The organism is Flaviaestuariibacter amylovorans (assembly GCF_039541815.1).
GTDB lineage: Bacteria > Bacteroidota > Bacteroidia > Chitinophagales > Chitinophagaceae > Flavisolibacter > Flavisolibacter amylovorans.
Genome location: NZ_BAABGY010000035.1, coordinates 1 through 24,897 on the forward strand (window position 1 = coordinate 1; position 24,897 = coordinate 24,897).

General features: G+C 61.1%; 6 protein-coding genes. 3 read left to right on the plus strand and 3 right to left on the minus strand.

Annotated elements, in window-relative coordinates:
• Positions 1 to 156 precede the first annotated feature (156 nt).
• The 3 genes from ABD937_RS23855 to ABD937_RS23865 form a co-directional block, all read right to left on the minus strand.
• The gene (locus ABD937_RS23855) at positions 157 to 2,226 is read right to left on the minus strand and encodes an insulinase family protein (RefSeq protein WP_345258598.1); all 2,070 of its coding nucleotides are present in this window, start codon (positions 2,224 to 2,226) and stop codon (positions 157 to 159) included.
• A gap of 130 nt (positions 2,227 to 2,356) precedes the next feature.
• The gene (locus ABD937_RS23860) at positions 2,357 to 3,706 is read right to left on the minus strand and encodes a M16 family metallopeptidase (RefSeq protein WP_345258599.1); all 1,350 of its coding nucleotides are present in this window, start codon (positions 3,704 to 3,706) and stop codon (positions 2,357 to 2,359) included.
• Between the two features lie 522 nt (positions 3,707 to 4,228).
• Positions 4,229 to 4,810: an RNA polymerase sigma factor gene (locus tag ABD937_RS23865; protein WP_345258600.1), complete on the minus strand. Its 582-nt coding sequence runs from the start codon at positions 4,808 to 4,810 to the stop codon at positions 4,229 to 4,231.
• Positions 4,811 to 5,040: 230 nt separating this feature from the next.
• On the opposite strand from ABD937_RS23865, the gene uvrA reads away from it, so the two are divergent.
• The 3 genes from uvrA to ABD937_RS23880 form a co-directional block, all read left to right on the plus strand.
• Positions 5,041 to 7,917: an excinuclease ABC subunit UvrA gene (gene uvrA / locus ABD937_RS23870; RefSeq protein ID WP_345258602.1), complete on the plus strand. Its 2,877-nt coding sequence runs from the start codon at positions 5,041 to 5,043 to the stop codon at positions 7,915 to 7,917.
• Positions 7,918 to 8,360: 443 nt separating this feature from the next.
• Positions 8,361 to 12,182, plus strand: coding sequence for a fibronectin type III domain-containing protein (locus ABD937_RS23875; protein ID WP_345258603.1), 3,822 nt, complete (start codon positions 8,361 to 8,363; stop codon positions 12,180 to 12,182).
• 405 nt (positions 12,183 to 12,587) lie between these two features.
• Positions 12,588 to 24,897, plus strand: a 12,310-nt coding sequence (locus tag ABD937_RS23880) for an Ig-like domain-containing protein (protein ID WP_345258604.1), incomplete at its 3' end; no start/stop codon positions are given.

Here is a 24,897-nt window from a genome sequence, read left to right on the forward strand (position 1 = left end):
CAAGACTGTAATCCTTACAAGTCCGCCTACGATAATCACTAACTCCTGTATCTAACATATAAGTCAACTTTTGTGTCAACCTATTTTAGGACGAGGCAATCCGATAAAAAAAGAAGCCCCGTAGAACTACGGGGCTTCTTTTTTTATTAACACAGCTTACTGTATGTCACTCTCCTTGAGGCCGCTATTCACCTTGATATCGGTGAATGTGCCTTCGAGCTTGATCTGCCCCTGGTCGAGCAGGATCTTCGTCGGGATCATCACGCCGTTGAACGGCTTGTAGTCGCTGTAGTACGTACTTACGGTCATCTTTCCGGCGGGGCCGTCCTCTTCCTTCGACATTTTGACCTTAAGCCCCGTGGTTACGTCATAGTAATAGGTCAAGGCGCGGCCGGCGGGCGTCTTCACCTGCACGGCATAGGCATCTTTACCGTTCACCTTCTCGATATCGGGCGACAGTGTAAAGGTGTAGCCGCCTTTTTTCAGCATATAGGATTCGAGGAAGAAAGCGGCGCTCTCGTTCATCTCTTCCTTGTCGCCGGCATCGGCCTCCTCGGCCTGGCCGCGCTGCTCCACGGAGTAGGTGCCGCCTTTCATCACCTGCTTTTGGAAGGCCCGTCCACCCATGCTCACCACGGAGCTGTAGGCGGAGGGTACGATCATCTTCTCCGACATCTGCAGCGTCTGTCCCATCACGGAAAGGGTGCCGTTCAGGGAGAGGTCCTTGACGGCGCTCATCGACTCGGGGTTCGCCGTTGCGGCGGCGGCCTTCTCGATCACGCTTTGCGCGGTCACGCCCTCGGCGGCCTTTTTCGCGGCGCTGGGAGCGGTTGCGGGGTTGCCGTATACGTCGAAGTAACGCACCTCACCGTATTTCTCCAATCCAGGGGCTACCTGCTTGGCGTTGCCAACGATCACCACTACCAGGTTGCCCGGCTGCACGTAGCGGTTGGCCAGCTGCGCCACGTTCTGCGGCGTTACGGCAGCGAGGTTCTTAAGGTAGTTCTGGTAGTAATCGGCCGGCAGGTGGTTACGCGCGATGTTGAGCGCGAAGCCGGCGATGGTCGAAGGATTCTCGAGTGAGCGGGCAAAGGACCCGGAGAGGTAGTTCTTCATGCGCGAAACCTCGGTCTCGTCGATGGCCTCGGAGCGGATGCGGTTGAACTCGCCGAGGAAGGCGCCGATGGCGGAGTCGGTCTTCTCGTTGCGCACGGAAGCCGAGGCCTGGAAGTTGCCGATGAGGCGGTTGGGCGTAATGCTCGAATAGGCGCCGTAGGTAAATCCGTACTTCTCGCGCAGCGTGGCGAAGAGGCGTCCGGAGAAGCCGCCGCCGAGGATGTTGCTCATCACCGATACGCCGATGACCTCGGGCGCGCCGGGCTTCAGCTCCACGGGAGTGATAAAGGTGATCTGGCTCTGCACGGAAGCAGGTCGGTCTACGAGGGCGATGTAGGTCTTTTGCGGTGCTTTGGGAGCGGCGTATTCCTTCTTCGGAACAGCGCCCTTTTTCCAGGTACCCAGTCCCGTGGTGGCGAGGGCCTTTGCCTCGGCAGCGGTGATGTCGCCGACGAATACGAGGTAGGCATTATTGGGCTTCCAATAGGTGCTCACGTAATTCCGGACGTCGGCCAGCGTGATGGCCTTCAGCGTTTCCTCGGTTTCGATGTCGCCGTAGGGATGGTCTTTGCCATAGGTGAGGCGGTTGGCGACGTTGGTGGCAATCGACGAGGGGTTGTCTTTTGCCTGCTGCAGCGAAGAGAGCGATTGGGTGCGCACCTTCTCGAGCTCTGAGGCGGGGAAGGCGGGCTTCAGGATCATCTCGCTCATGAGGGAGAACACCTTGGGGAAGTGCTGCTTCAGCGAGGAGGCGGAGGCACTCATGCCCGAGGTGCTCACGGAGCCGCCGATAAAGTCGATGGCCTCATCGAGCTGGGCTTTCGATTTGGTGGTGGTGCCGCGGCGGAGCAGCTCACCGGCAATGCTGGACACGCCGGTCTTGGCGCCTTCCACGATGCCGTCCATGTCGAGGGTAAGGGTGGCGCTTACCTGGGGGATCTTGCGGTTGGTGACCACGAACACGCGGAGCCCGTTGGGCAGCGTGAAGGTGGCGGGCTGGCCGATCTTGATGGCCGGTGCCGGCGCGGGCGCCGGCGCCTTGGAGCGGTCCACCTGTGCCATCGTGACGAGCGGCAGGGCAGACAGTATATATACAAGTGCTTTTTTCATGTTGGGGGTTGATTGAGATTGAGGGGCAGCTAAGAGGAGGAGCGCGGATGTTACGGTTTTAGCGGAAGAAGACGGATCTGTGCCTATCCGTAGTATCCGTAAAATCTGTGTTCTTTCTCTCGGTCGGCACTTAGAAGGTTTTTTTCGGCATTTCGTCTTCGGAGGCGCTCTTCGAGAGGTAATACAGCACCACGCGGTTGTCGGGGTTCAGGTACTTCTTCGCTACGTTGAGCAGGTCCTGGCGGGTCACCTTGTTGTAGCGCTCGATCTCGGTGTTGACGAGGTTGGCGTCGCCGAAGTACACCTCGTAGTTGGCAAGGCTTTCGGCAATGCCGGCCATCGTGCTGTTCGACGTCACGAAGCCTGCCAGGATCTGGTTTTTCACCTTCTGGAACTCGGATTCCGATACCAGGGTGTTCTGCGCCACGCGCACGAGCGAGTCCATCGCTTTTTCCACACTGGCGGGCTTCACCCCCATATTGGTGAAGGCATAGGTGATGAAGAGGCCCGCATCTTCGTTGAAGAAGGGCAGGGCACCGGTGGCGATGGCGAGCTCGCGCTGGTCTACGAGCAGCTTGTTGAAGCGGCTCGAGGGGCCGCCGGAGAGCAGCGTGGAGAGCATGTTGAAGGCGTAGTACTCGGGCGTGCCCTGTGCGGGAGCACGGTAGGCCTGGATCACGGCGGGCAGCTGGATGTTGTCGCGCACGATGTCGCGCACCTCGCCGCCAAGGGGCTTCTCCTTGATGGTGGGGCGGGGGATGGGGCGCGTGCCTTTCGGGATGGGACCGAAGTAGTCGGCGATCAGCTTTTTCGTTTCGGCGATGTTGAAGTCGCCGGCGATGGAAAGCACGCAGTTGTTCGGTACGTAGAAGGTTTTGTAGAAGTCGATGAACTCCTCGAGCTTGGCGTTATTGAGGTGCTCCATGGAGCCGATGGGGGCCCAGCGGTAGGGGTGCTCGCGGTAGGCGCGGCGCAGGATCTCGGGGAGGATGGAGCCGTACGGCTGGTTCTCGTAGCGTTGGCGGCGTTCTTCTTTGACCACCTCGCGCTGCGTGTTGACGCCCACCTGCTCGATCTTGGCGTGCATCATGCGCTCGCTTTCGAGCCAGAGGCCCAGCTTCAGCTGGTTGGAAGGCAGCAGCTCGTAGTAGAAGGTGCGGTCCTGCGAGGTGTTGGCGTTGAGGGCGCCGCCCGCGTTGGTGACATACTTGTCGAACTCGCCGCGCTTGATGTTCTCGGAGCCTTCGAAGAGGAGGTGCTCGAAGAAGTGGGCGAAGCCGGTGCGCGCCGTGTCTTCATTCTTGGAGCCGACATGATACAGGGCGGTTACGGCCACTACGGGGGCGGTGGTGTCGCGGTGCAGGATCACCTTGAGGCCATTGGGCAGGGTGTACTTCTCGAAGTTCACCTTCGGCGCCTGGGCCCAGGAGCTGCAGGCAGCCAGCACGCCGGCCGCCAGGAGGAGGAATTGTTTTTTCATGAATCCGTTGTGTTTTTAAGGAACGGCCCTAAATGTACATAACGCGCCCCAATCGCGCAGCGCCGCGGGACGAATGGCGGGTTGGTCGATATGAATGTGCTGATGGGGTAATGGGGTAATGCGGTGATGGGGGAATAGGGTTCAGGAGGGTTTAGAAGGTTCAGGAGGTTTGCTTCCCTGTTGCGCCTCCTGCCATAACGTTGGCAAAAGGGGGGTAGCTCCCTTCCTTATTCCCTGCTCCGTGTTCCTTGTTCAATTGTTCCTGTTCTTCTCTTCGCTATTCTTTATTCCATATTCGTCATTCGATATTCAATAGAAAAACCCCTCCGGAGAGGGGTTTTTCAGCTAGTCGTCATTCCCGGGCGACCTTCCGCGGGCAAGCATTAGGACTGTGAGTAGTACGGTCGGAGCACGGGAATGACAATATGTTCGGCAATCGGGAATCGGCAATCGGTCGTGTAAGTTACAGGAGTTCCCGTTCTTTCAAAAACCCATTCCCGATTCCCGATTGCGGATTGCCGGTCACAGGGCGATCTGCTTCTGGGCCATCATCTTCCGGAGGTTGATCAGGCCATAGCGCATCCGGCCAAGGGCTGTGTTGATGCTGCAGCCGGTCATCTGCGCGATCTCCTTGAACGACATGTCGGCATAGTGACGCAGGATGATCACCTCGCGCTGGTCTTCAGGCAGCAGGTCCAGCATCTGGCGCACGCGGTGGTGGCTCTGGCCCTTGATCATATTGTCCTCGGCCGACGGCTCGGTGAAGTTCAGCACCTCGAAGATGTCCTGGTCGTCGCCGGTCTTGATGGTCGGCTGGCGCTTTACCTTCCGGAAGTGGTCCACGCACAGGTTGTGCGCAATGCGCATCGCCCAGGGCAGGAACTTGCCCTCGTCGGTGTAGCGCCCGCTGCGCACGGTGTCGATAATGCGGATGAACACATCCTGGAAGATGTCCTCGGCGAGGTACTTGTCCTTCACCAAAAAGTGAATGGACGTGTACAACTTGTCCTTGTGACGCAATACAAGCGTTTCAAGGGCGTTAACATTGCCGGAAATAAATAGGTTGATCAGCTCCTGATCAGACAGTTTAGGTAACATCGTCATGCTCTTCTACGGTGAAGGATTCTTGTTTTCGGACCAAGTAGGTTTACAGAGTAGAAGTTGGAGCGATAGGCTGGACGATTTTAGGTGTCTGGGATTCGGCTACTAAAATAGGCCGTAAAATTTAATTTCCAACAACCATGCTAGTTTTGATTGCCCTCTTTTTGCAAAGAAAACGTTAAGGATTCTTTTGCTAAAGGGATTAGTAATGGTTTACCTTTGCCCCACGAATTATGAAAGCCACATCCGCACGAAAAACGAAGACGAAACAAGCTCAGCCGGCGCCGCCCGCCGTGGCTGCCGATTCCATCTACATTAAGGGTGCCCGGGTGCACAACCTGAAGAACGTGGACGTTGCCTTCCCGCGCAACAAGCTCATCGTGGTGACGGGCGTCTCAGGCTCCGGTAAGTCCTCCCTCACCATCGATACCCTCTATGCCGAAGGGCAGCGCCGGTATGCCGAAAGCCTTTCAGCGTATGTGCGCCAGTTCCTCAACCGCATGGACAAGCCCGATGTGGATTATATCCGCGGCCTCGCGCCGGCCATCGCCATCGAGCAGAAGGTGATCACCCGCACCCCGCGCTCCACCGTCGGCTCCATGACCGAGATCTACGACTACCTGCGCCTCCTCTTTGCCCGCGTGGGCCGCACCATCTCCCCGGTGTCGGGCCGCGAGGTCAAGAAGGACGACGTCGGCGACGTGCTGGGGGCGATGAAGGTGCTCGCCGAAGGCAGCAAGATCTATATCCTCGCCGCCTTCAAGACGCACCGCAACCGCGAGGAGCGCGAGGAGCTCAATATCCTGATGCAGAAAGGCTTTACCCGCCTTTATGTGTCGCCCATCGCCTATACCCAGAAGGACAACCCAGTCGACGAGCCCGCCACCTATCATATCGAGGACCTGCTGCAGGATCCGGAAGCTTTTATCAACGCATTCAAATACCCCGAGAACGTATACGTGCTCGTGGACCGCTTCGTGGCGCGTGAGCTCGATGAGGACGACGAGCACCGCCTCGGCGACTCCATCGGCACCGCTTTTTACGAAGGCGAAGGCGACGTGTACCTCGAGGTGGATGGTAAAAAGCTGCTGCATTTCAACAACCGCTTCGAGCTCGATGGCCTGCCCTTCGAGGAGCCACAGCCCAACCTGTTTTCGTTCAACAACCCGCTCGGCGCCTGCCCGGTGTGCGAAGGCTTCTCGATGGTGCTCGGCATCGACGAGGACCTCGTGATCCCGAACAAGCTGCTGTCGGTATACGAAGGCGCCGTGGCACCCTGGAAAGGAGAGAAGCTGGGGCAGTGGCGCGAGGCCTTCGTGCGCGCGTCGCGCAAGACGGGCTTCCCCGTGCATACGCCCATCGCCGACCTTACGAAGGAGCAGTATCAACTGCTCTGGAAAGGCAATCAATTCTGCGAGGGCATCGACGATTTCTTCAAAGAGGTCGAACAGAATTTATACAAGGTGCAGTACCGCGTGCTCCTGAGCCGCTACCGGGGCCGCACGAAGTGCCCCGAATGCGAAGGCTTCCGCCTGCGCAAGGAAGCGCTGTACGTAAAAATACAGGGTCGCCATATCGGCGAGCTCTCCGAGCTGCCCGTGCGCGACCTGAAGGCCTGGCTCGACGAGGCGCTTCCGAAGCTTTCCGATTTCGAGAAGTCGGTGGCGAAGCGCATCACGATCGAGATCACGCACCGCGTGGATACGCTGCTCAAAGTAGGCCTCGGCTACCTCACGCTGAACCGCCTTGCCAACACGCTCTCCGGCGGCGAGTCGCAGCGCATCCAGCTCACACGCTCGCTCGGCTCCAACCTCACCAATTCTCTGTACATACTCGACGAGCCCTCCATCGGCCTCCATCCGCGCGATACCGAGAACCTTATTCGCGTGCTCAAGGAGTTGCGCGACCTGGGAAATACGGTAGTGGTGGTGGAGCACGACGAGATGATGATGCGCGAAGCCGACCATATCATCGATATGGGTCCGCTTGCCTCGCACCTCGGGGGCGAGGTGGTGGCCGAAGGCGACTACGACGCCATCGTGTCGAACCCGAAAAGCCTCACCGGACAGTACCTCACGGGCACCCTCACGATCGATGCGCCGAAGGTGCCGCGCAAGTGGCGCGAAAGCATCAAAGTAGAAGGCGCGCGCCAGCACAACCTGAGAAACGTAACAGTGGAATTCCCGCTCGGCGTGCTCACCGTGGTGAGCGGCGTCAGCGGCTCGGGCAAGACCACCCTCATCAAGCATATCCTTTATCCTGCTTTGCAGAAGCTGAAGGGCGAGCCGGGCGAGAAAGTGGGCCTGCACAAAGGCATCTCCGGCGATATCGACAGCATCACCGCCGTAGAGCTCGTGGACCAGAACCCGATCGGCAAATCTTCCCGCAGTAACCCGGTTACCTATATCCAGGCCTGGAACGGGATCCGCGACCTCTATGCCGCGCAGGCGCTTTCGAAGATCCGTGGCTTCGCAGCCAAGCATTTCTCCTTCAACGTCGATGGCGGCCGCTGCGACGCCTGCAAGGGCGAAGGCGAAAAGATCGTGGAGATGCAGTTCCTTGCCGACGTGCACCTTACCTGCGAAGTGTGCAACGGGCATAAGTTCAAGGAGGAAGTGCTCGAAGTTCACTACAAAGGCAAAAGCGTATACGACGTGCTCGAGATGAGCGTGGATGAGGCCATCGAGTTCTTCAAGGACGAGAAAAGCATCATGGGCGCCATCAAGCCGCTGAGTGATGTGGGCCTCGGCTACGTGAAGCTCGGGCAGTCCTCCGACACGCTCTCCGGCGGTGAGGCGCAGCGCGTGAAGCTGGCTTCCTTCCTCGGCAAGGGCCGAGCCGCCGGCAAGATTCTCTTCATCTTCGACGAGCCCACCACGGGCCTCCACTTCCACGACATCAAGAAGCTGCTCGCCTCCTTCAACGCGCTCATCACGCAAGGCCATAGCATCCTCGTGATCGAGCACAATACGGATGTGATCCGCTGTGCCGACTGGGTCATTGACCTCGGTCCGGAAGCGGGCGACGCCGGCGGCAACCTGGTGTATGCCGGTAAGCCCGACGGTCTGAAGAAGGTTGCGGAAAGCCACACCGGCCGGTTCATCGGCTGATGTACCTTATGAACTGATCGAAAGAGACGCACACCATGCGTCTCTTTTTGCTTTAGAAGTTGTTGCAAACTGCTTCCGGTTCGGAGCCTGGTGTTTTCACCAGAAGTCCGTGGAAAAAACCCATGAAATGACGGTCTTTTTCTCTTGGAACGGCCCAACCGCCCGGGCGAACTTGCACTCAGTCCGATCCTGGTTTCTACCTGGGGTCATAGTCGAACAGTATGTGGTTTGTTTTCGTTTTTAAGTCTTCACGGGGCCAGTGTCTACGGCCCCGTTCTTTTTTGATCTCCCCGTCGGGATCCGGAAAAAAACATCGTCCGTTCCGAAAAATCCCGCTTTTTCCTGTGGTATTTCACCGGGTGCGGCAGTCGGGCCGTTCTAGCTTTGAGGGACGACAGGCGCGCTCCTGCCGGCAACCAGGAAAACACCCTTAACCCCTGCCTATGTTCCCGATCAAGATCCTCCCGATCGCGCTTGCCCTGCTGATCGCCGGCAGCGCCCACGCAGCAGGCGGTACCCCGCCATCCCCATCCTCCGCGCTCCAGGTCACGGCGCGGGGCAACAGCAGCTTTTCCCTCTCCTGGACGCCTGGCACCGGGGAGCGGCGCATCGTGGTGCTGCGCCCCGTTCCGGGATCTGCAAACGTGGCGCCACAGAACGGCGTTACTTACCCGGTGGCCGACAGTGGCAACTATACCGCCGCGGGCAACCCGCTGACCGGCGCCGCCAACAGGGTCGTGTACGAAGGCACCGGAAGCAGCCTCACGATCCGCAACCTGGCGGCAGGCAGCACCTACGCTGTGGCGGTATACGACTATACCGGCAGCGGCAGTGCCACGGAATACAGTATGGCAGCCACCCTGGGCAGCGTATCTACCCTCGCGGCGGCGCCCACCGGGCAGCTACCCGGAAGCGCGATCGCCTTCGGAGGCATCGGTGCGGGCAACAGCATCCGGCTCGACTACGCAGCGGCTTCCACCGTGGCGGGCGCCAACGGGTACCTGCTCCTCGTCAAGGAGGGGAGGGGCGTGGCCTTGCAAGCGGCCGACCTGCCGCAGGATGGGACCGCCTACACCGCTGGCTCGGTGCTGGGTGCGGCCACGGTGGCTGCCGTGGTCACGAGCAGTAGCCAGTCTTCCTCCACGATCACCGGCCTTCGGACCACCGGACAGTACACGTTTTTCTGGGTGCCGTTCGCAGGCTCCCAGGCGTCGGGCACCAACAGCTTTCATACATCCGGAACGATGGGCAGCCTGTATGTGCCGTCCTTTTCGGGTACGGCGGCATCCGCGGGCGGGGAATCGGCTTCGATCTCGTCGCTCCTCAACACGGTCGCGATCAGCACCGGCAGCGATGGCGTGCAGGTATGGCAACTGGCACTTTCCGAAAGCGGGGATGACGATACCCTGCCGACCCTGGTGCGCAGCCTTACCCTCACGGCTTCGAGCAGCAACCAGCTATCGTTTGCAACCGCCATCCAGGATGTAGCGCTGTTCCGGGAGGGCGTGAAGGTGGACGGCTCCGTGTCGTTAACGGCCACACAACTTCAGTTCAGCGGCATCGGCAACCTGGCGGTACCCGATAACGGGAGCCTGACGCTGTCGCTGCGCCTGTCGGTGAAACCGAATGTGAACGGGGGCGCCTCCACCGGGGCCAACAGGGACGGCGACCGGTTCGCATTCCAGTTGAGCTTTTCCAATATCGGGTGTGGCGACGCCGAGGCTTCGTCGCAATTCGGGTCCTTTGCAGCCATCGCCAGCGCTGCAGCCGGCGCCAACATCTATTCTGTAAGCGCTACCGCGATCCGCTTCGCCCAGGCGCCTCCGGCATCCACTGATCCGTATCGTACCCTGTTGCCCGCCCCGGCGGTGGAGGCGGTAGATGCGGGCGGCAACCGCGACATCGATCATACCGCTCCGGTGACGCTCTCCGTAACCGGGCCGGCGCTTGCGGGTACGCTCACACGTACGGCCTTATCGGGCCTCGCCACCTTCACTGGACTTTACTTCTCCGGCCCGGGGGCGGCTGTGCTGACCGCGGGGAGCGGCGCCTTCAGCACCGCGCCGGCGCCGGTGGCAGTAGCCGACGTCAGCATCCTCGGTGTCTACACCTTCACCGGCACCTCCTGCACAGCGCCGTCCCTGGCGGCTCAATCGCTTGCCGGCGCCATCAGCTTCGGCAGCATCGGCACCTCGGGGATCGGTTGCAACAATAATGCGTCGCCCGCCGGCACCGTGTTCAGCGGCTCCGCTACCTGGAGCACCTCCTTCGACGCCTCCCGCTACGTGCAGTTCAGCGCATCTCCCGCCACCGGCTATACCCTGCATGCCACAGCACTGGCCTTTGAGATCTTCCGCTCCGCCAACGGCGCCACCCACTTTGCCGTGCGGGGCTCGGCCGACGGCTTTGCCTCGGACCTGCTTACGGGAACCACCGGCACCGTGGCCACAGCCGTGGCGCTTCCGCTACCGGCCACCTACCTCGGGCAGGGCGCCGTTTCGTTCCGGATCTACGGCTGGGGCGGCACCAGCGGCGACCTGCGCCTCGACAACATCGCCCTTCGTGGCAATGCCGGCTATACGGTCAGCACGGCGGACTTCCGTACTTCTACGGGTGGCGATTACTTCAACCCCTCGATCTGGGAGTTTTTCGATGGCCGCGCCTGGGTGGCGGCCGGCGCCGTGCCCGCCTCGGCTCCGCGGATCCTCATCTCCGAAGGCCACTCCGTGGAGCTCGGGGGCGACCTGGCGCTGACCGGGACACAAAGGCTGTTGGTGGCCGGCCTGCTCGACGCCCGTACCCACGCGATCGGCGGTAGCGGCACCCTGGAGGTGAGCGGGACCCTGCGTACGGCCCATCCCGGCGGATTGGCGGGCACCTTTACGGCGGGCAACCCGGTACTCGACAGCGGCAGCACCGTGGAGTACCGGGGCGCCGGGCAACCGGTAGGCCTCACGGACTTCTATCACCTTGACCTGGCCGGAGCGGTAAGCCCGCAGTTTTCCGACAGCTTCGGCATCCGTGGTAGCCTCGTTACCGGTATGCATACGTCGATACCCGCCACGGTCATTTTCAAGGGCACGACACCACAATCGGTGCCCGGGGGTACCTACGGCGGGCTGCGGATCAACAACGCGTACGGCGCCTGGCTATCGGGCGCCGTACGCGTGGCGGGTGCCCTGGAGCTTTCTTCAGGGTTGCTGATGTTGGGTCATTACGGGTTGTCGGCCGACAGCATCCGGGGTGGGAGCGGGGCTTCGTTCGTGGTAACCAACGGGAGCGGCCTGCTGGAGCGCCGGTCGGTTGCCGGAACCGTGCTCCTTCCCGTTGGCGCGCACGGCGGGAGCTACAGCCCGCTGACGATCGGCAGTGCCGAAGGCCTTCACTGGCGGGTGCGGGTACAGGACGATTTTACCGGCTATGGGGCGATCGGCAGCGGAAATCCCTTGCCCCGGGTGTGGGAGGTGACGCCCTCTGCCGCGCCGGCAGTGCCGGCCGACCTGGGCTTCTCGTGGTCTGACGGGCCCGGCACCAGCATTTCTGTGATGAATGTATACCACCATGCGGCCGGGCGCTGGGAGCTGCTGCCCAACGGCACCGGTGTGCCGGTGCAACAGTCGGGCACGATGCGCACGCTGACGCTCCCCGGGCAAACCGCCTTTTCACCGTTTGCTCTCGCAGCCCCGGCTACCGCATTGCCGGTGACGTTCCTGCGCTTCACCGGGCGGCGGCTGCCCGACCGGAACGAGCTGCGCTGGACCACCGCCTCGGAGGCGGGCAACCGCGGGTTCCGGGTGGAGCGTTCCGGCGACGGGCGCTTCTTCGGGCGGGTTGGCTACGTGGCCTCGGGTGCGCCCAACGGCACCTCGTCGGCCTTGCGCGACTACAGTTTCAGCGACCGCCCACCGCACGGGCAACGCTGGTATTACCGGCTCGTGCAGGAGGACCTGGATGGGCGGGAGCGGGCGGGTTCCGTGCTGATGATCGCGGCGGCGGGGCAGGAGCCGCTGATCGTGGAAGGGGCCTTTCCCAACCCGGCGCGGGAGCGGATCACGGTACGGCTGCGGGGCGCCGCGGCCGCAGGGGCGGAGCTGCATCTGGTGGATGCCGGCGGGCGCCTGCTGCGCCGCTGGGCACTTAGGCTGCCGGCGGGTGGGCGCGTGGCAGCACCGCTCCGGCTCAACGGGCTGCCTGCAGGCAGGTATTACCTGGGCGCAGCGGGGGCGGTGGACGCGCTGCCGGTGACCATCCTGGGCACTTATTGAGGAACAATGGGCTCAGGTAACCCGGTGTTCGCACCTCTGCGCGTAGGCAGGGGCTCGTAGAAACACGTACAGGTGCGTGTTTTTACTTTTTTATTTTACGTTGACTATCAAAAGATTATGAATAGGAAGCACCATTCTTTAACAAATAATTTGGTGGTTGTTGGTAAAAGTGGCTATTTTCATCTCCGCTTTTTACAGCACAGGGATGTGCTTTTCGCTCTGACCTTCCGATACCAGAACCGACCTATCTTCTACACCGTACCGCTACCTATCTGAAACAGCCAGCCCGGCGACGCCGGAAAGATTGCTTGCTATCATCAACACCCGTATGCCTGCTGACGTGCAGCAGGCGCCGCCTTTCCATTTACTGAACGCCAGGAAACAAAAACAAACAACCTACTGTTTATGAGGAAGCTTTTTGCCTTGCTCGCAACCCTCGTGTCCTTCAGCGGCATTGACGCGGATGCGCAGAATGTGAGCACCAACAGCGGCTCCGGTCTTGCCGCCACCTATCCCGACCTCGCGACGGCGGTGACGGCCCTGAACGCGGCCACCATCACCGATCCCGTAGTCATCACCCTGAACGCCAACGAGACCGCCCCCGCAGGCGGTTATGTCATTACCGCGTCGGGCACTGCAACCAACACCATCACCATCCAGGGTGGCGGGGCCGGTAGAAGTACGGTGATCACCGCAAGCGCAGCGCTCACGGCAGGCGCCCTCAACGACGCCATCATCAAGCTCCGGGGCGCCGATCACATCACGATTCAGAACCTGTCGCTGCAGGAGAGCAGCAACAGCACCATCACCCCCGCTTCCAACAACATGACGGAGTGGGGCATCGCGCTGCTCTATGCCAGCGCCACGGACGGTGCCAGTAATAATACGATCCAGAATAACAATATTGCGCTGAACCGCACGTACACCAACTCGTTCGGTATCTACAGCAACACCCGGCACACTGATGCCGCGCCCCTAACTACCGCCGACATTACGGCTGCAGGCGGTATCAACAGCAACAACAAGGTGTACAATAACGCGATCTCGAACGTGAACTTCGGTATCGCGTTCATCGGTACGGCCACTGCCGAATTCCAGGGTATAGGCAACGATATCGGAGGCTCCTCCGCCGCTACCGGCAACACGATCACCAACTGGGGCGGCGCGGCTCAGGGCTCCGCCTTTGCAGGTAACCTGGCGTCCCGCATTTACGGGATCTACCTTACCAACCAGCAGAACAGCAATGTGCGCTACAACACGCTTTCGAGCACGAGCATGGTGGCTACTTCCGTTTCCAACGCGATCCTGCAGAACTTTAACGCGACGCCCACGAATGCCACCTTCACGAACGTGATCAGTAATAATACGGTGACGGTGACCTCGACGGGTACTTCAACCATGCAGGCGATCCTGACGCAAGGCCTCGGTACCGTTACCGGAGCGACGGTCCATGTGAACAACAATATCGTCCAGAACTGCGCCAATGCTGCCAGTTTCACGGCGATCTCAAACACGAACGACGCCGGGATCGTGACGATCAACAACAACATCGTAAAAGGTACCTCCATCGGTGGTACCTCGAGCGCGTTTACAGGCATTACCTCCACCGGGGCCGTGCGCTCCAGCATCGAGGTGAACAACAACCAGCTCGGCGTGGGTACTACCGCTACCGACAAATTGGTGAATTTCACCGGCGTTAACACGAGCGCCTTCACCGGTATCACGGTAACGACCGCCACGACCGCCACGTCGCACAACATCAAGAACAACAGCTTCCAGGGGATCACCTATACCACCAGCGGTACCAATTCCCTCACGTTCATCAACCTCACCGGGGCTACTGCGGCCAACAACGTAGCAACAGTGGAAGGTAACACGTTCCATAACCTAAACGTAAACACCACTGGCTCCGTTACGTTCATGTCCACCAGCTACGTCGTGGACGCTACCGGCTCGCAGCTGATCCGCAATAACGCCATTACCGGCACCTTCAACAAGGGCGGCGCCGGCGGTACCGTCACGATGCATACGAGTGGCTCTTCCTCGGTTGGCGGAGCAACCGTGACCCACAGCGGTAACAACTTCTCCAACATCACCGTCACCGGCGCCACCACCATCACCGGCTGGGCGAGCTCCGACGGCGGTACGGTGAACAAAACCTACACCAACAATACCTTCACTAACTGGACCGGCGGCACGAACGCCATTACGGTAATGAGCATCGGCACCGGCGGCGGGTCCGGTGGAACCGGGAACCTGATTTCCGGCAACACCATCGCCAATATTTCAGGAGGGGCTGCCGTAACCGGTATCAGCATCACCAGCGGCACCATGGCCACCGTCACCGGCAACTCGGTGAGCGCACTGAGCAGCTCAGGCGCGGCTACGGTAACGGGCATCACGGTTGCCTCTACCGCAAGCGCCGTGCACGCCAACAAGATCTACGACCTTTCGAGCAGCAACGCAACGGGACAGGCGATCGGCCTCGCCGTTACCAGCGGCACAGGCGGGCACACAATCTACAATAACCTGATCGGCAACCTCACGGCGTCCGCCTCCAACTTCTCCACCGGCGTTCCGAACCAGATCGTCGGCATCAACATCACCGGTGGCGCCGGCCCGGTCAATGTGTACTACAACACCGTTTATCTCACCGGTTCCGGTGGCGCCAACTTCGGCGGCAGCGCTGTGCAGTACAATGCTACCCCGACCTCGGTGAACTTGCGCAACAACATTTTGATCAACAAGATCACGCCCTCGGGCACCGGCCTTGCCGTAGCTCTGCGCCGCAACAACGGTACGGGCGCCGCCGGCCCGGCCAACTACGCGTCAACGTCGAACAACAACCTGCTTTATGCCGGTACGCCGGGCGCAGCCAACCTGCTCTACTCCGAGTATAACTCGACGACCTTCGCCACTACCAATAACATTCAAACGCTGGCCGACTATAAGACCTTCATGGCCACGCGCGACCAGCAATCTCTTTCCACCGACGTGCCCTTCCAGAGCACGACCGGCTCGAGCAGCGACTTCCTGAAGTACAGTGTCGGTACGCCCGTTGCCGTAGAAAGCTCCGCTCTCCCCATTTCAGGTATCAGCACCGATTTCGCCGGTACGGCCCGCTCGGCCACCTCGCCGGATATGGGTGCCTGGGAACTTGCGGGCCAGGGCCTGGTGCCCACCCTGAGCACACCTTCCCTGAACCCTGCAACCGTGCAGTGCGCCGCCACCAACCGCGACATTACGGTGGAAGCAACGCCGAACGCGAGCACGAGTGCCGCCATCACGTCGGTACGCATCCATTACACCGTGGGAGGGGTAACACAAACGCCTATTGACATGACCAATACGGGCGGTAACTCCTGGACCGGCACGATCCCCGGCTCCAACTCGGCCATCACCTATTATATAGTGGCTACAGACGCCAACGGCTTAACGGCCACCTCCGCCTCGGGCGCCTACCAGGATAACCCGCTCCGTGGTTACCTGCCGATGATCACTCCGTCGGCTCCGGCCATTTGCGTTGGTGCCTCGGTGACGCTCACGGCATCGGCCCCGATCTACCTCTCGCAGGGTTTCGAGAGCAGCTCCTTCCCGCTCACCAACTTTACCACCGGCACGATCACTGCGGGAAGTAACGTAACAGCCGATCTGAATACCACATACTTTGCCCAGGGCAGCGGCTCGGTTCGGTTCAATACCTCTTCGAACAACGCGAATGTGACGCTGACGTCGGCTACCATGGACCTATCCGGCGCGAGCAGCCCCACGCTGACCTTCTCGCATATTGCGGCCATGGAAGGCTCCTTAACGGCATTCGACTTCGGCTATGTAGAGTATTCCTCCGACGGCGGCAACAACTGGACGGTGTTCCCTGCGAGCAGCTATGCGGGCTCCGGCACCCTGTTAGGTACCGGTGGTGTCGGCTTCTCTACCCGCAGCTATTCCGATTGGATGGGGGCGTTCACTTCGTCTACATCACTGCCCAACAACGGCCTGTGGAAGACGGAAACGATCAATATCCCGGCTGCTGCGATGACGAACCAGTTCCGCATCCGCTTCCGTTACAACACGGAAAGCAGCACACTCTACTACGGCTGGCTCATCGACAACATTGCGATCGGTACGACCCGCCCCATCAGCTTCTATACCTGGAACGAGGGCACCGTGGGCAATACGCTGACTGTGAGCCCGACCGCGACCACTACCTACTCGGTAGTGGGCACGGATGCAAATGGTTGCTCCACGGGTGCAAAAGAGGTAGTGGTCACGGTGAATCCTACGCCTGATGCACCGACGGCCACTAACAGCACGCAGTGCGGCTTCGGCATCCCGACTGCTTCGGTGACCGGCAACGGCGGCACCTTCAAATGGTACGACGCCGCTACCGGTGGCAACCTGCTGCAGAACGGCGGCGCTACCTATACGACAGCCATCAGCCAAACAACGACCTTCTATGTATCGGAGACCAGTGCACTCGGTTGTGAGGGTCCGCGTGCGGCCGTTACCGTTACCGTAAATGCTCCCGACGCGGTGACCGCCGTTGTCGACAATAGCACGGTATGTGCTGGTGCCACCATCAGCCTGAGCGCTAGCCAAACCGGAACTACCAATACATACACCTATTCCTGGACCGCCTCCCCGGTATCGGGCTCGGGCATCGCTACATCCATGAGCGGTAGCCCCGTTTCTGTGACTCCGACTGCGGCCGGTACCTATGTATACACCGTTACCGCTACCGATGCAGGTGCCAGCTGCGCCACTACAAGCACTGTCACCGTTACCGTGAACCCGAACCCCGTGATCACGACAGCTACGGGCCCGGCAACTGCCTGCTCGGATGCTTCGGTTGCACTGTCTGCCACCGCCATCGCTCCCCAGGCTGGTACCGCTACGGTAGGCACCGCCAATGCTACTAACCTCACCACGACCGGTGTTCCGTACCGCACGGGTACGACCTTGAATAATGAGGTCCGCAACCAGTGGCTCATCACACCCGCAGAGATGACGGCCGCCGGCTTCAGCGCAGGCAACATCACCTCGATCTCCTTCTTCGTGACCACGGCTTCGCCTACCGGCACAATGAGCAATATGGTGTGGAAGCTGGCCAATGTGCCGAACACGGTACTGACCACCACCTTGCTGACCCCGAGCTTCACCACGGTGTTGACGCAGGCCACCTACAGCCCGGTGACCGGCATGAACACGCACACCTTCTCTACTCCGTTCGTATGGGACGGCACGAGCTCGATCCTCGTGGAGCAGTGCGCCAAGCTTACTACGAGTGGCTCGGGTGTCTCTGTTCAGACAACTACCACTTCCGGTATCACTACCGTACAGGCAAGCAGCAGCACCGGCTGCACGGATGCCACGGGCACGTCGGCTCCAGGCCGCCCGGTCATGCGCTTTGGCGGACAGGTTGCTACTGACATCAGCGCTACCTACACCTGGACCTGGAACCCGGGCAACCTCACGGGCGCCTCGGTAACAGCTACCGCTCCGACGAACACTTCAGGCTCCGCTGTGAGCCAGGCCTATACGGTACGCGCTACGAACGCAACCACCGGCTGCTTCAGTGAGCAAACCGTGAACGTTTCGATCAACTCCGCACCCACTGCGCCCACCGGCACCAATAGCAGCCAGTGCGGTACGCAGGTGCCCACCGCTTCCGTGGCTTCCACGAGCGGCGCGGCCAACCCGACCTTCAACTGGTATGCAGCGGCCACGGGTGGCACTGCCCTCCAGAGCGGTACCGCCACGACCTACGCCAACACGGTGTCAAATACCACTACCTTCTATGTGTCCGAAACCGGCAGCAACGGCTGCGAAAGCCCCCGCACCCCGGTAACCGTAATGATCACGACGCCCGACGCCGTAACGGCAGCGGTTGACATGAACGACGTTTGCCCCGGTACCGCCATTCAGCTGACTGCTACCAACACCGGCACCACCAATACGTACAACTATTCCTGGACGGCTTCGCCGGTATCGGGCTCGGGTATCGCTACCTCGGTAAGCGGCAGCCCTGTCTCGGTAACCCCGACCGCTCCCGGTACCTACACCTACACGGTGACGGCTACCGATGGCAGCGCCGGTTGCGTGACCACCGCCACTGTGAATGTGACGGTGAAGGCTGTTCCCGCCATCACTTCGGCTACGGGCACCAGCCCGGTTTGCTCGGAAGGCAACATCACCCTGAGCGCGAGCTCTGTTGTAGCCCAGGCAGGTATGGCCACTATCGGCACGGCTAATGCCAGTGAGCTTGGTACGACGGGCGTTCCTTACCGCACGGGTAACACACTCAACAACGAGATCCGGAACCAGTACCTCATTACAGCTGCGGAACTGACAGCTGCCGGCTTCGGTCCGGGCAACATCACCTCCATTTCCTTCTTTGTGACCACGGCTGCGCCGACCGGCACAATGAGCAACATGGTATGGAAGATGGCCAATGTGAGCGATGCGGCACTGACGACGACCTACCTGACGCCTTCTTTCACGACCGTACTGACCGAAGCCGCCTATAACCCGGTCACCGGCGCCAATACACACACCTTTACGACTCCGTTCGTGTGGGACGGCACCAGCAACATCCTCGTTGATGTTTGCGGCAAGCTGACCACCACGGGTTCGGGCGTATCCCTGCAGACGACGACTACGGGCGGCGTAATCACCACCGTACATACGGCCAGCAGCACCGGCTGCACCGCCACCACCGGCACCGCGGCCACCGGCCGGCCGGTGATCCGCCTCGGCGGCCAGCTGGCTACGGACATCACGTCCGACTACACCTGGACCTGGAACCCGGGCTCCCTCTCCGGCGCTTCCGTGACGGCTACCGCTCCGGCCAACATGACCGGCTCTCCGTTCAGCGTTGCGTACACCGTGACGGCTACCGGCAGCAACGGCTGCTCCAGCACGGCTACCGTGAACGTGACCGTCAACCCGGTAACGGCAGCACCTGTAGCTACGAACAGCACGCAGTGCGGTACGCAGGTGCCCACAGCTTCCGTGTCGGGCTCGGGTGGTACCTATAAGTGGTACGACGCGGCTTCCGGCGGCACCCTGCTGCAGACTGGCGGCACTACCTACACGACGGCCATCAGCACGACCACGACCTTCTATGTATCGGAGACCAACAGCTACGGCTGCGAAAGCGCCCGTGCGGCGGTTACCGTTACCGTGTCTTCGCCCGACGCCATCACGGCCGGCGCAAGCGCCACGAGCAACGTGTGCCCGAATTCAATGGTGAGCCTGACGGCTACTAACACGGGCACCACCAATACGTATACCTACGTCTGGACCGCTTCGCCGGTATCCGGCTCCGGTATCCCGACCTCTATCGGCGGTCAGAATGTCAACGTCATGCCCACGGCCGCAGGTACCTATACTTATACGGTAACCGGTACCGATGCTGCTGCCGGCTGCGCCACGACGGCTACCGTCAGCGTAACGGTGATCGCGCCTCCTGTCATTACTTCGGTAACGGCCAACCCGACGACCCTTTGCTCCGGCAGCGACGTGACCCTGTCGGCTGCAAGCGTAGTACCGCAGGCAGGCACCGTAAACCTCGGCACCGCCACTACTACCAATACAACGACCTCGAACGCAGGCGCCGCTTACCCGACGTACTTCGGTAACGGCCGCCAGCAGTACCTGGTGAAAGCTTCCGAGCTGACCGCACTCGGCTTCCGCGCCGGCGACATAACCTCGCTTGCCTTCGACGTGAGCGCGCTGCCCACTACGGCAACGTCGCTTTCGAACTACACGATCAAGATCGGCCAGGTAGCTGCAAGCACTTCCGAGATTACGGCGTTCCAGTCGCCCTCCTTTACGACGGTGTATACGGCGGCCACCTATACCCCGACTGCCGGCATCAACGTCCATAATTTCAGCACTCCGTTCGCATGGGATGGCACCTCGAGCATCATCGTCGACATCTGCTTCGCCAACGGCACTACGAACGCCGCAGCGAACCAGCACCAGACGAAGTACACGGCTACGTCCTTTACTTCTTCGGTCTATTTCAACCAGGACGGTACTTCTACACCCTGCACAAGCACGACCGTTTCCGGCTCTACTCCGAACCGCCCCAACATGCGCTTCGGCGGCCAGGTAGCTACGAATGTGAACAGCAGCCTTGAATGGCAGTGGAACCCCGGCGGCCTCGACGGCGCCACGGTGACCACTACGGTAGAAAACCTGACGACAGCAAACGAAGTACAGACCTTCACGGTGACGGCCACCAACCCGAGCACGGGTTGCTCGTCGACCGCCACGGTGAACGTGACGGTGAACTACAAACCGAGCGCGCCCACGGTCGATAACCCGACGTATACACAGTGCGGTACGCAGGTGCCCACTGGTGCTTCGGTAAGCTCCACGGATGGAGCCGCTTCGCCGGTATTCGTTTGGTACGATCGCGCTTCGGGTGGCACCCCGCTCCAGAGCAGCGCGCTGAACTACTACAACAGCACGGTTGCGACGACCACTACCTTCTATGTATCTGAGTTGAACGGAACCTGCGAAGGCCCCCGCGCCGCCGTTGAAATAACGGTGTCCGAGCCGGATGCAGTGGTTGCCGGCGCGTCTTCGAGCACGATCTGCCCGAACACGGCCGTAAACCTTGGCGCCGTCAACACCGGCAGCACCAACAACTACACGCAATTTGAGTGGACGGCTTCGCCCGCTGCAGGCTCCGGTATCGCCACGTCGATGTCGGGCCAGAACATCAGCGTAACGCCGACCGCTCCGGGTACCTATACCTACACCGTGACGGCTACCGACCTCTCGGCTGGCTGCGCCACGACGGCTACGGTGAGCGTGACCGTGAATCCGGTTCCGACCATCACCACCGCCACCGGCCCCACGGCCGTGTGCTCGGAAGGCTCCGTTGCCCTGGCCGCTACCTATGTAGCACCGGGCGCAGGCGTAGACACGGTGGGCACCGCCAACGCCACCGCCCTCTCCACGACCGGCGTTCCCTACCGCACGGGTACGACCGTCAATAACGAGGTCCGCAACCAGTGGCTCATCACACCCGCAGAGATGACTGCCGCCGGCTTCAGTGCAGGCAACATCACTTCGATCTCCTTCTTCGTGACCACGGCTGCGCCGACCGGCACGATGAGCAACATGGTGTGGAAAATGGCCAACGTACCGCAGACCAACCTCACCACTACGCTGCTCACCCCGAGCTTCACCACGGTGCTGACCCAGGCTACCTACAGCCCGGTGACCGGCATGAACACGCACACCTTCTCTACTCCGTTCGTATGGGACGGCACCAGCTCGATCCTCGTGGAGCAGTGCGCCAAGCTTACTACGGGTGGCAGCGGTGTGACCGTGCAAACGACGACCACCTCTGGTACCACCACCGTACAGGCAAGCAGCGCCACCGGCTGTACAGCTGCTACGGGCACTGTCGCTACGGGACGCCCGGTGATCCGCTTCGGCGGCCAGGTGCTGACCGTGCAGAACGGTACCTACAACTGGACCTGGAACCCGGGCAACCTCTCGGGTGCCTCGGTAACCGCTACCGCTCCCACGAACCTGACCGGTGCACCGGTAACGCAGGTATACACGGTAACCGCCACCAACCCCACGACCGGTTGCAGCAGCAGCCAGAACGTGAGCGTAACGGTGAACCCGGCGCCGGTAGCCCCGACGGCTTCCAACAGCACGCAGTGCGGCTTCGGAGTTCCGACGGCCTCTGTAGCCGGCGCAGGCGGTACCTATAAGTGGTACTCTGCTGCCACGGGTGGCACCCTGCTGCAGACCGGCGGTACCACGTACACGACGGCCATCAGCACGACCACTACCTTCTATGTTTCCGAAACCGGCAGCAACGGCTGCGAGGGCCCGCGTGTAGCTGTAACGGCTGACGTAACCCAGCCCGACGCCGTGACCGCCTCGGTGAACAACGCTACGATCTGCCTGGGCGCCTCCGTCAACCTGAGTGTTGCCCAGACCGGCTCGACCAACACGTATGCCTACAGCTGGACCTCCACGGCCGGCTCGGGTATCACCGGCTCGATGAGCGGTACCCCGATTACGGTGACGCCGACTGCCGCCGGTACCTATACCTACATGGTAACGGCTACCGATGCCAGCGCCGGCTGTAACGCTTCTTCCTCCGTGAGCGTGACCGTGAACGGTAACCCGGCCATCACCGCTGCTTCCGGCCCCACGGCTGTTTGCTCCGGGGCTTCCATCGCCCTCACGGCTGCTTCGATTCCGGCATCGGCTGCTACCACCACCATCGGCGCTGGAGCCTCCTTATCTTCCGGCTTCCAAAGCCCCTTCAACCACACCTGGGGTGGCATGAAGTCGCAGTACCTCATCCGGGCTTCTGAACTCTCGGCTATGAACCTGCAGGCTGGTCCCATCACTTCGCTGGCTCTCGATATGGGCACAGGTGGTACGACCTACAACGGCTTTGCCGTTAGCCTCGGCGCTACGCCGCTGACCGCGCTCACGTCCACCTTTGTTGGCGGCCTGACTACGGTGTACAGCAATGCGGCGCAAGCCATCACTGCAAGCACGATCAACACCATCACTTTCAGCACGCCGTTCAACTGGGATGGTACGTCCAACATCGTAGTGCAGATCTGCTGGAGCAACAACAATTCCTCTGGTACCTCCACCACGGTGCGCACCGATGCCACTGCCTACGTAGCGACCTCGTATTACCGTGTGGACAATACCCTCCCGGCAGCGGTATGTGCTCAGGGCACGGCTACGGGTACCTTCAGCGTTCGTCCGAAGATGATCCTCGGCGGACAGGTAGGCTCGAACCTGACCAGCACCTATACCTGGACCTGGAACCCCGGCAGCCTCACCGGCGCTTCTGTTACCGCAACGGCCCCGGCCAACAACACCGGATCGCCCTTCATGGTCGCTTATACCGTACGTGCCACCAACGCCACTACGGGTTGCTTCAGCGAGCAGACGGTGAACGTGACGGTGAATGCCGCCCCGAGCGCCCCGACCGCTATCGGCTCCACGCAGTGCGCCCCGGGTGTGCCCACGGCTTCCGTGGCCTCCACTTCCGGTGCCGCTACCCCGTCGTTCAAGTGGTACACGGTAGCTACCGGCGGCACGGCTGTACAGACCAGTACGAGCACGACCTATACCAGCTCGGTGAGCAGCACCACGACCTTCTACGTGGCTGAAGTAAGCAGCCAGGGTTGTGAGAGCGCCCGCACCGCCGTAACGGTAACGGTGAACACGCCGCCCGCCATCACCCTCACGGCCAACCCGACCGCCATCTGCGGTGGCGGTATGAGCACGCTGTCGGTGAGCTCGGCCAATGCCAACTATACCTACGCCTGGACCCCGGCCGCCCCGCTGTATACGGATGCCGCCGGTACCACGCCTTATGTTTCCGGCTCCAACGCCACGACGGTTTACGCGATGCTGACCGAAAGCACCACGTTCACCGTAACGGCTACGGACGCTACCTCGGGTTGCACGACCTCCGCTTCCCAGCTGGTCACACTGAGCCCCTCGTCGCCGACGGTTCCGACCATCACTCCGGCCAGCGCCACGGTATGTAATGCCATCGCGCAGTCGCTGACGGCCAGCAGCTCCATCTCGCTGCCGACCTCGATCCTGACGCAGAACTTCAACGGCGCTAACAACTGGACCACCGCCAACGCCTCTACGGGTGGTACGCCGGCCAATGCCGCCTGGACGCTCCGCGCCAACAACTATAATTACAACGGAACGACCTTCCGCAGCAACGACAACAGCCAGTTCTACATGTCGAACAGCGAAGCCCAGGGCAACGGCGGCTCTACGAGCACCACCCTGACCTCGCCCTCGTTCAGCACGGAAGGCTACTCGGCCGCTACGGTGAACTTCCACCAGTACTTCGTATTCAACTCCGGCGATGCCGCCCGCGTGGAAGCTTCCACCGACGGCACCAACTGGACGACCCTGCAGACCTACTCGTCGACCCAGGGCGCGCCCACGGTGTTCAGCAGCGCCAGCGTGAACCTCACCTCGGCCTTCCTCAACAAGCCGGACGTGTATGTGCGCTTCCGCTACACCGCCAACTTCGGCTCCTACTGGGCGCTCGACAACGTAGCCATCAACGGCACCGCTGCTCCGCTCAGCTACGTATGGACCCCGTCGACCGGCCTGTACACCAACGCGGCCGCTACGATCCCCTATACCGGTGGCTCCGCCGCTACGGTGTATGCCAAGATCGACGCCCCGCAGACCTATACGGTTACTGCCTCCAACATCTCTGGTTGCAGCAGCTCGAACACGGTTTCGCTCCAGGTAACTATTTCCTCGGTTGCCCCCACGTCGCTTAATTCCTCTGCATCGCTGGTATGCTCCGGTACGGATGTAGTGCTGACGCAGACGGGTGGTAGTTTGGGTGATGGTGCTTACTGGCAGTGGTACAGTGATGCTTCTTACGGTACGTCGTTCAAGGTGGGTGGTCCGCTGATGACTGCCAACGCGCAGCTGACGGTATCGCCGGCTGCCACTACGACCTACTACCTGCGTGCGGAGGGTGGCACGGCTCCGTGTGCCGCCAACGTATCGGGCGCGGCCACGGTAACGGTCTCCATCTACGCCCCTGCTGCGGGCGGTGTGGCCTCTTCGGACCAGACCATCACGGCCGGCACGGCGCCTGCGGCCCTCAACGTTTCCGATCACAGCGGCACCATCGCGCGCTGGACCTCGGCTTCCGACGCGGGCT

What these genes read in the sequence shown, in the direction of transcription:
- ABD937_RS23855 (WP_345258598.1), bottom strand. Translation starts at nt 2,226, where the DNA reads ATGAAAAAAGCACTTGTATATATACTGTCTGCCCTGCCGCTCGTCACG.
- ABD937_RS23860 (WP_345258599.1), bottom strand. Translation starts at nt 3,706, where the DNA reads ATGAAAAAACAATTCCTCCTCCTGGCGGCCGGCGTGCTGGCTGCCTGC.
- ABD937_RS23865 (WP_345258600.1), bottom strand. Translation starts at nt 4,810, where the DNA reads ATGACGATGTTACCTAAACTGTCTGATCAGGAGCTGATCAACCTATTT.
- uvrA (WP_345258602.1), top strand. Translation starts at nt 5,041, where the DNA reads ATGAAAGCCACATCCGCACGAAAAACGAAGACGAAACAAGCTCAGCCG.
- ABD937_RS23875 (WP_345258603.1), top strand. Translation starts at nt 8,361, where the DNA reads ATGTTCCCGATCAAGATCCTCCCGATCGCGCTTGCCCTGCTGATCGCC.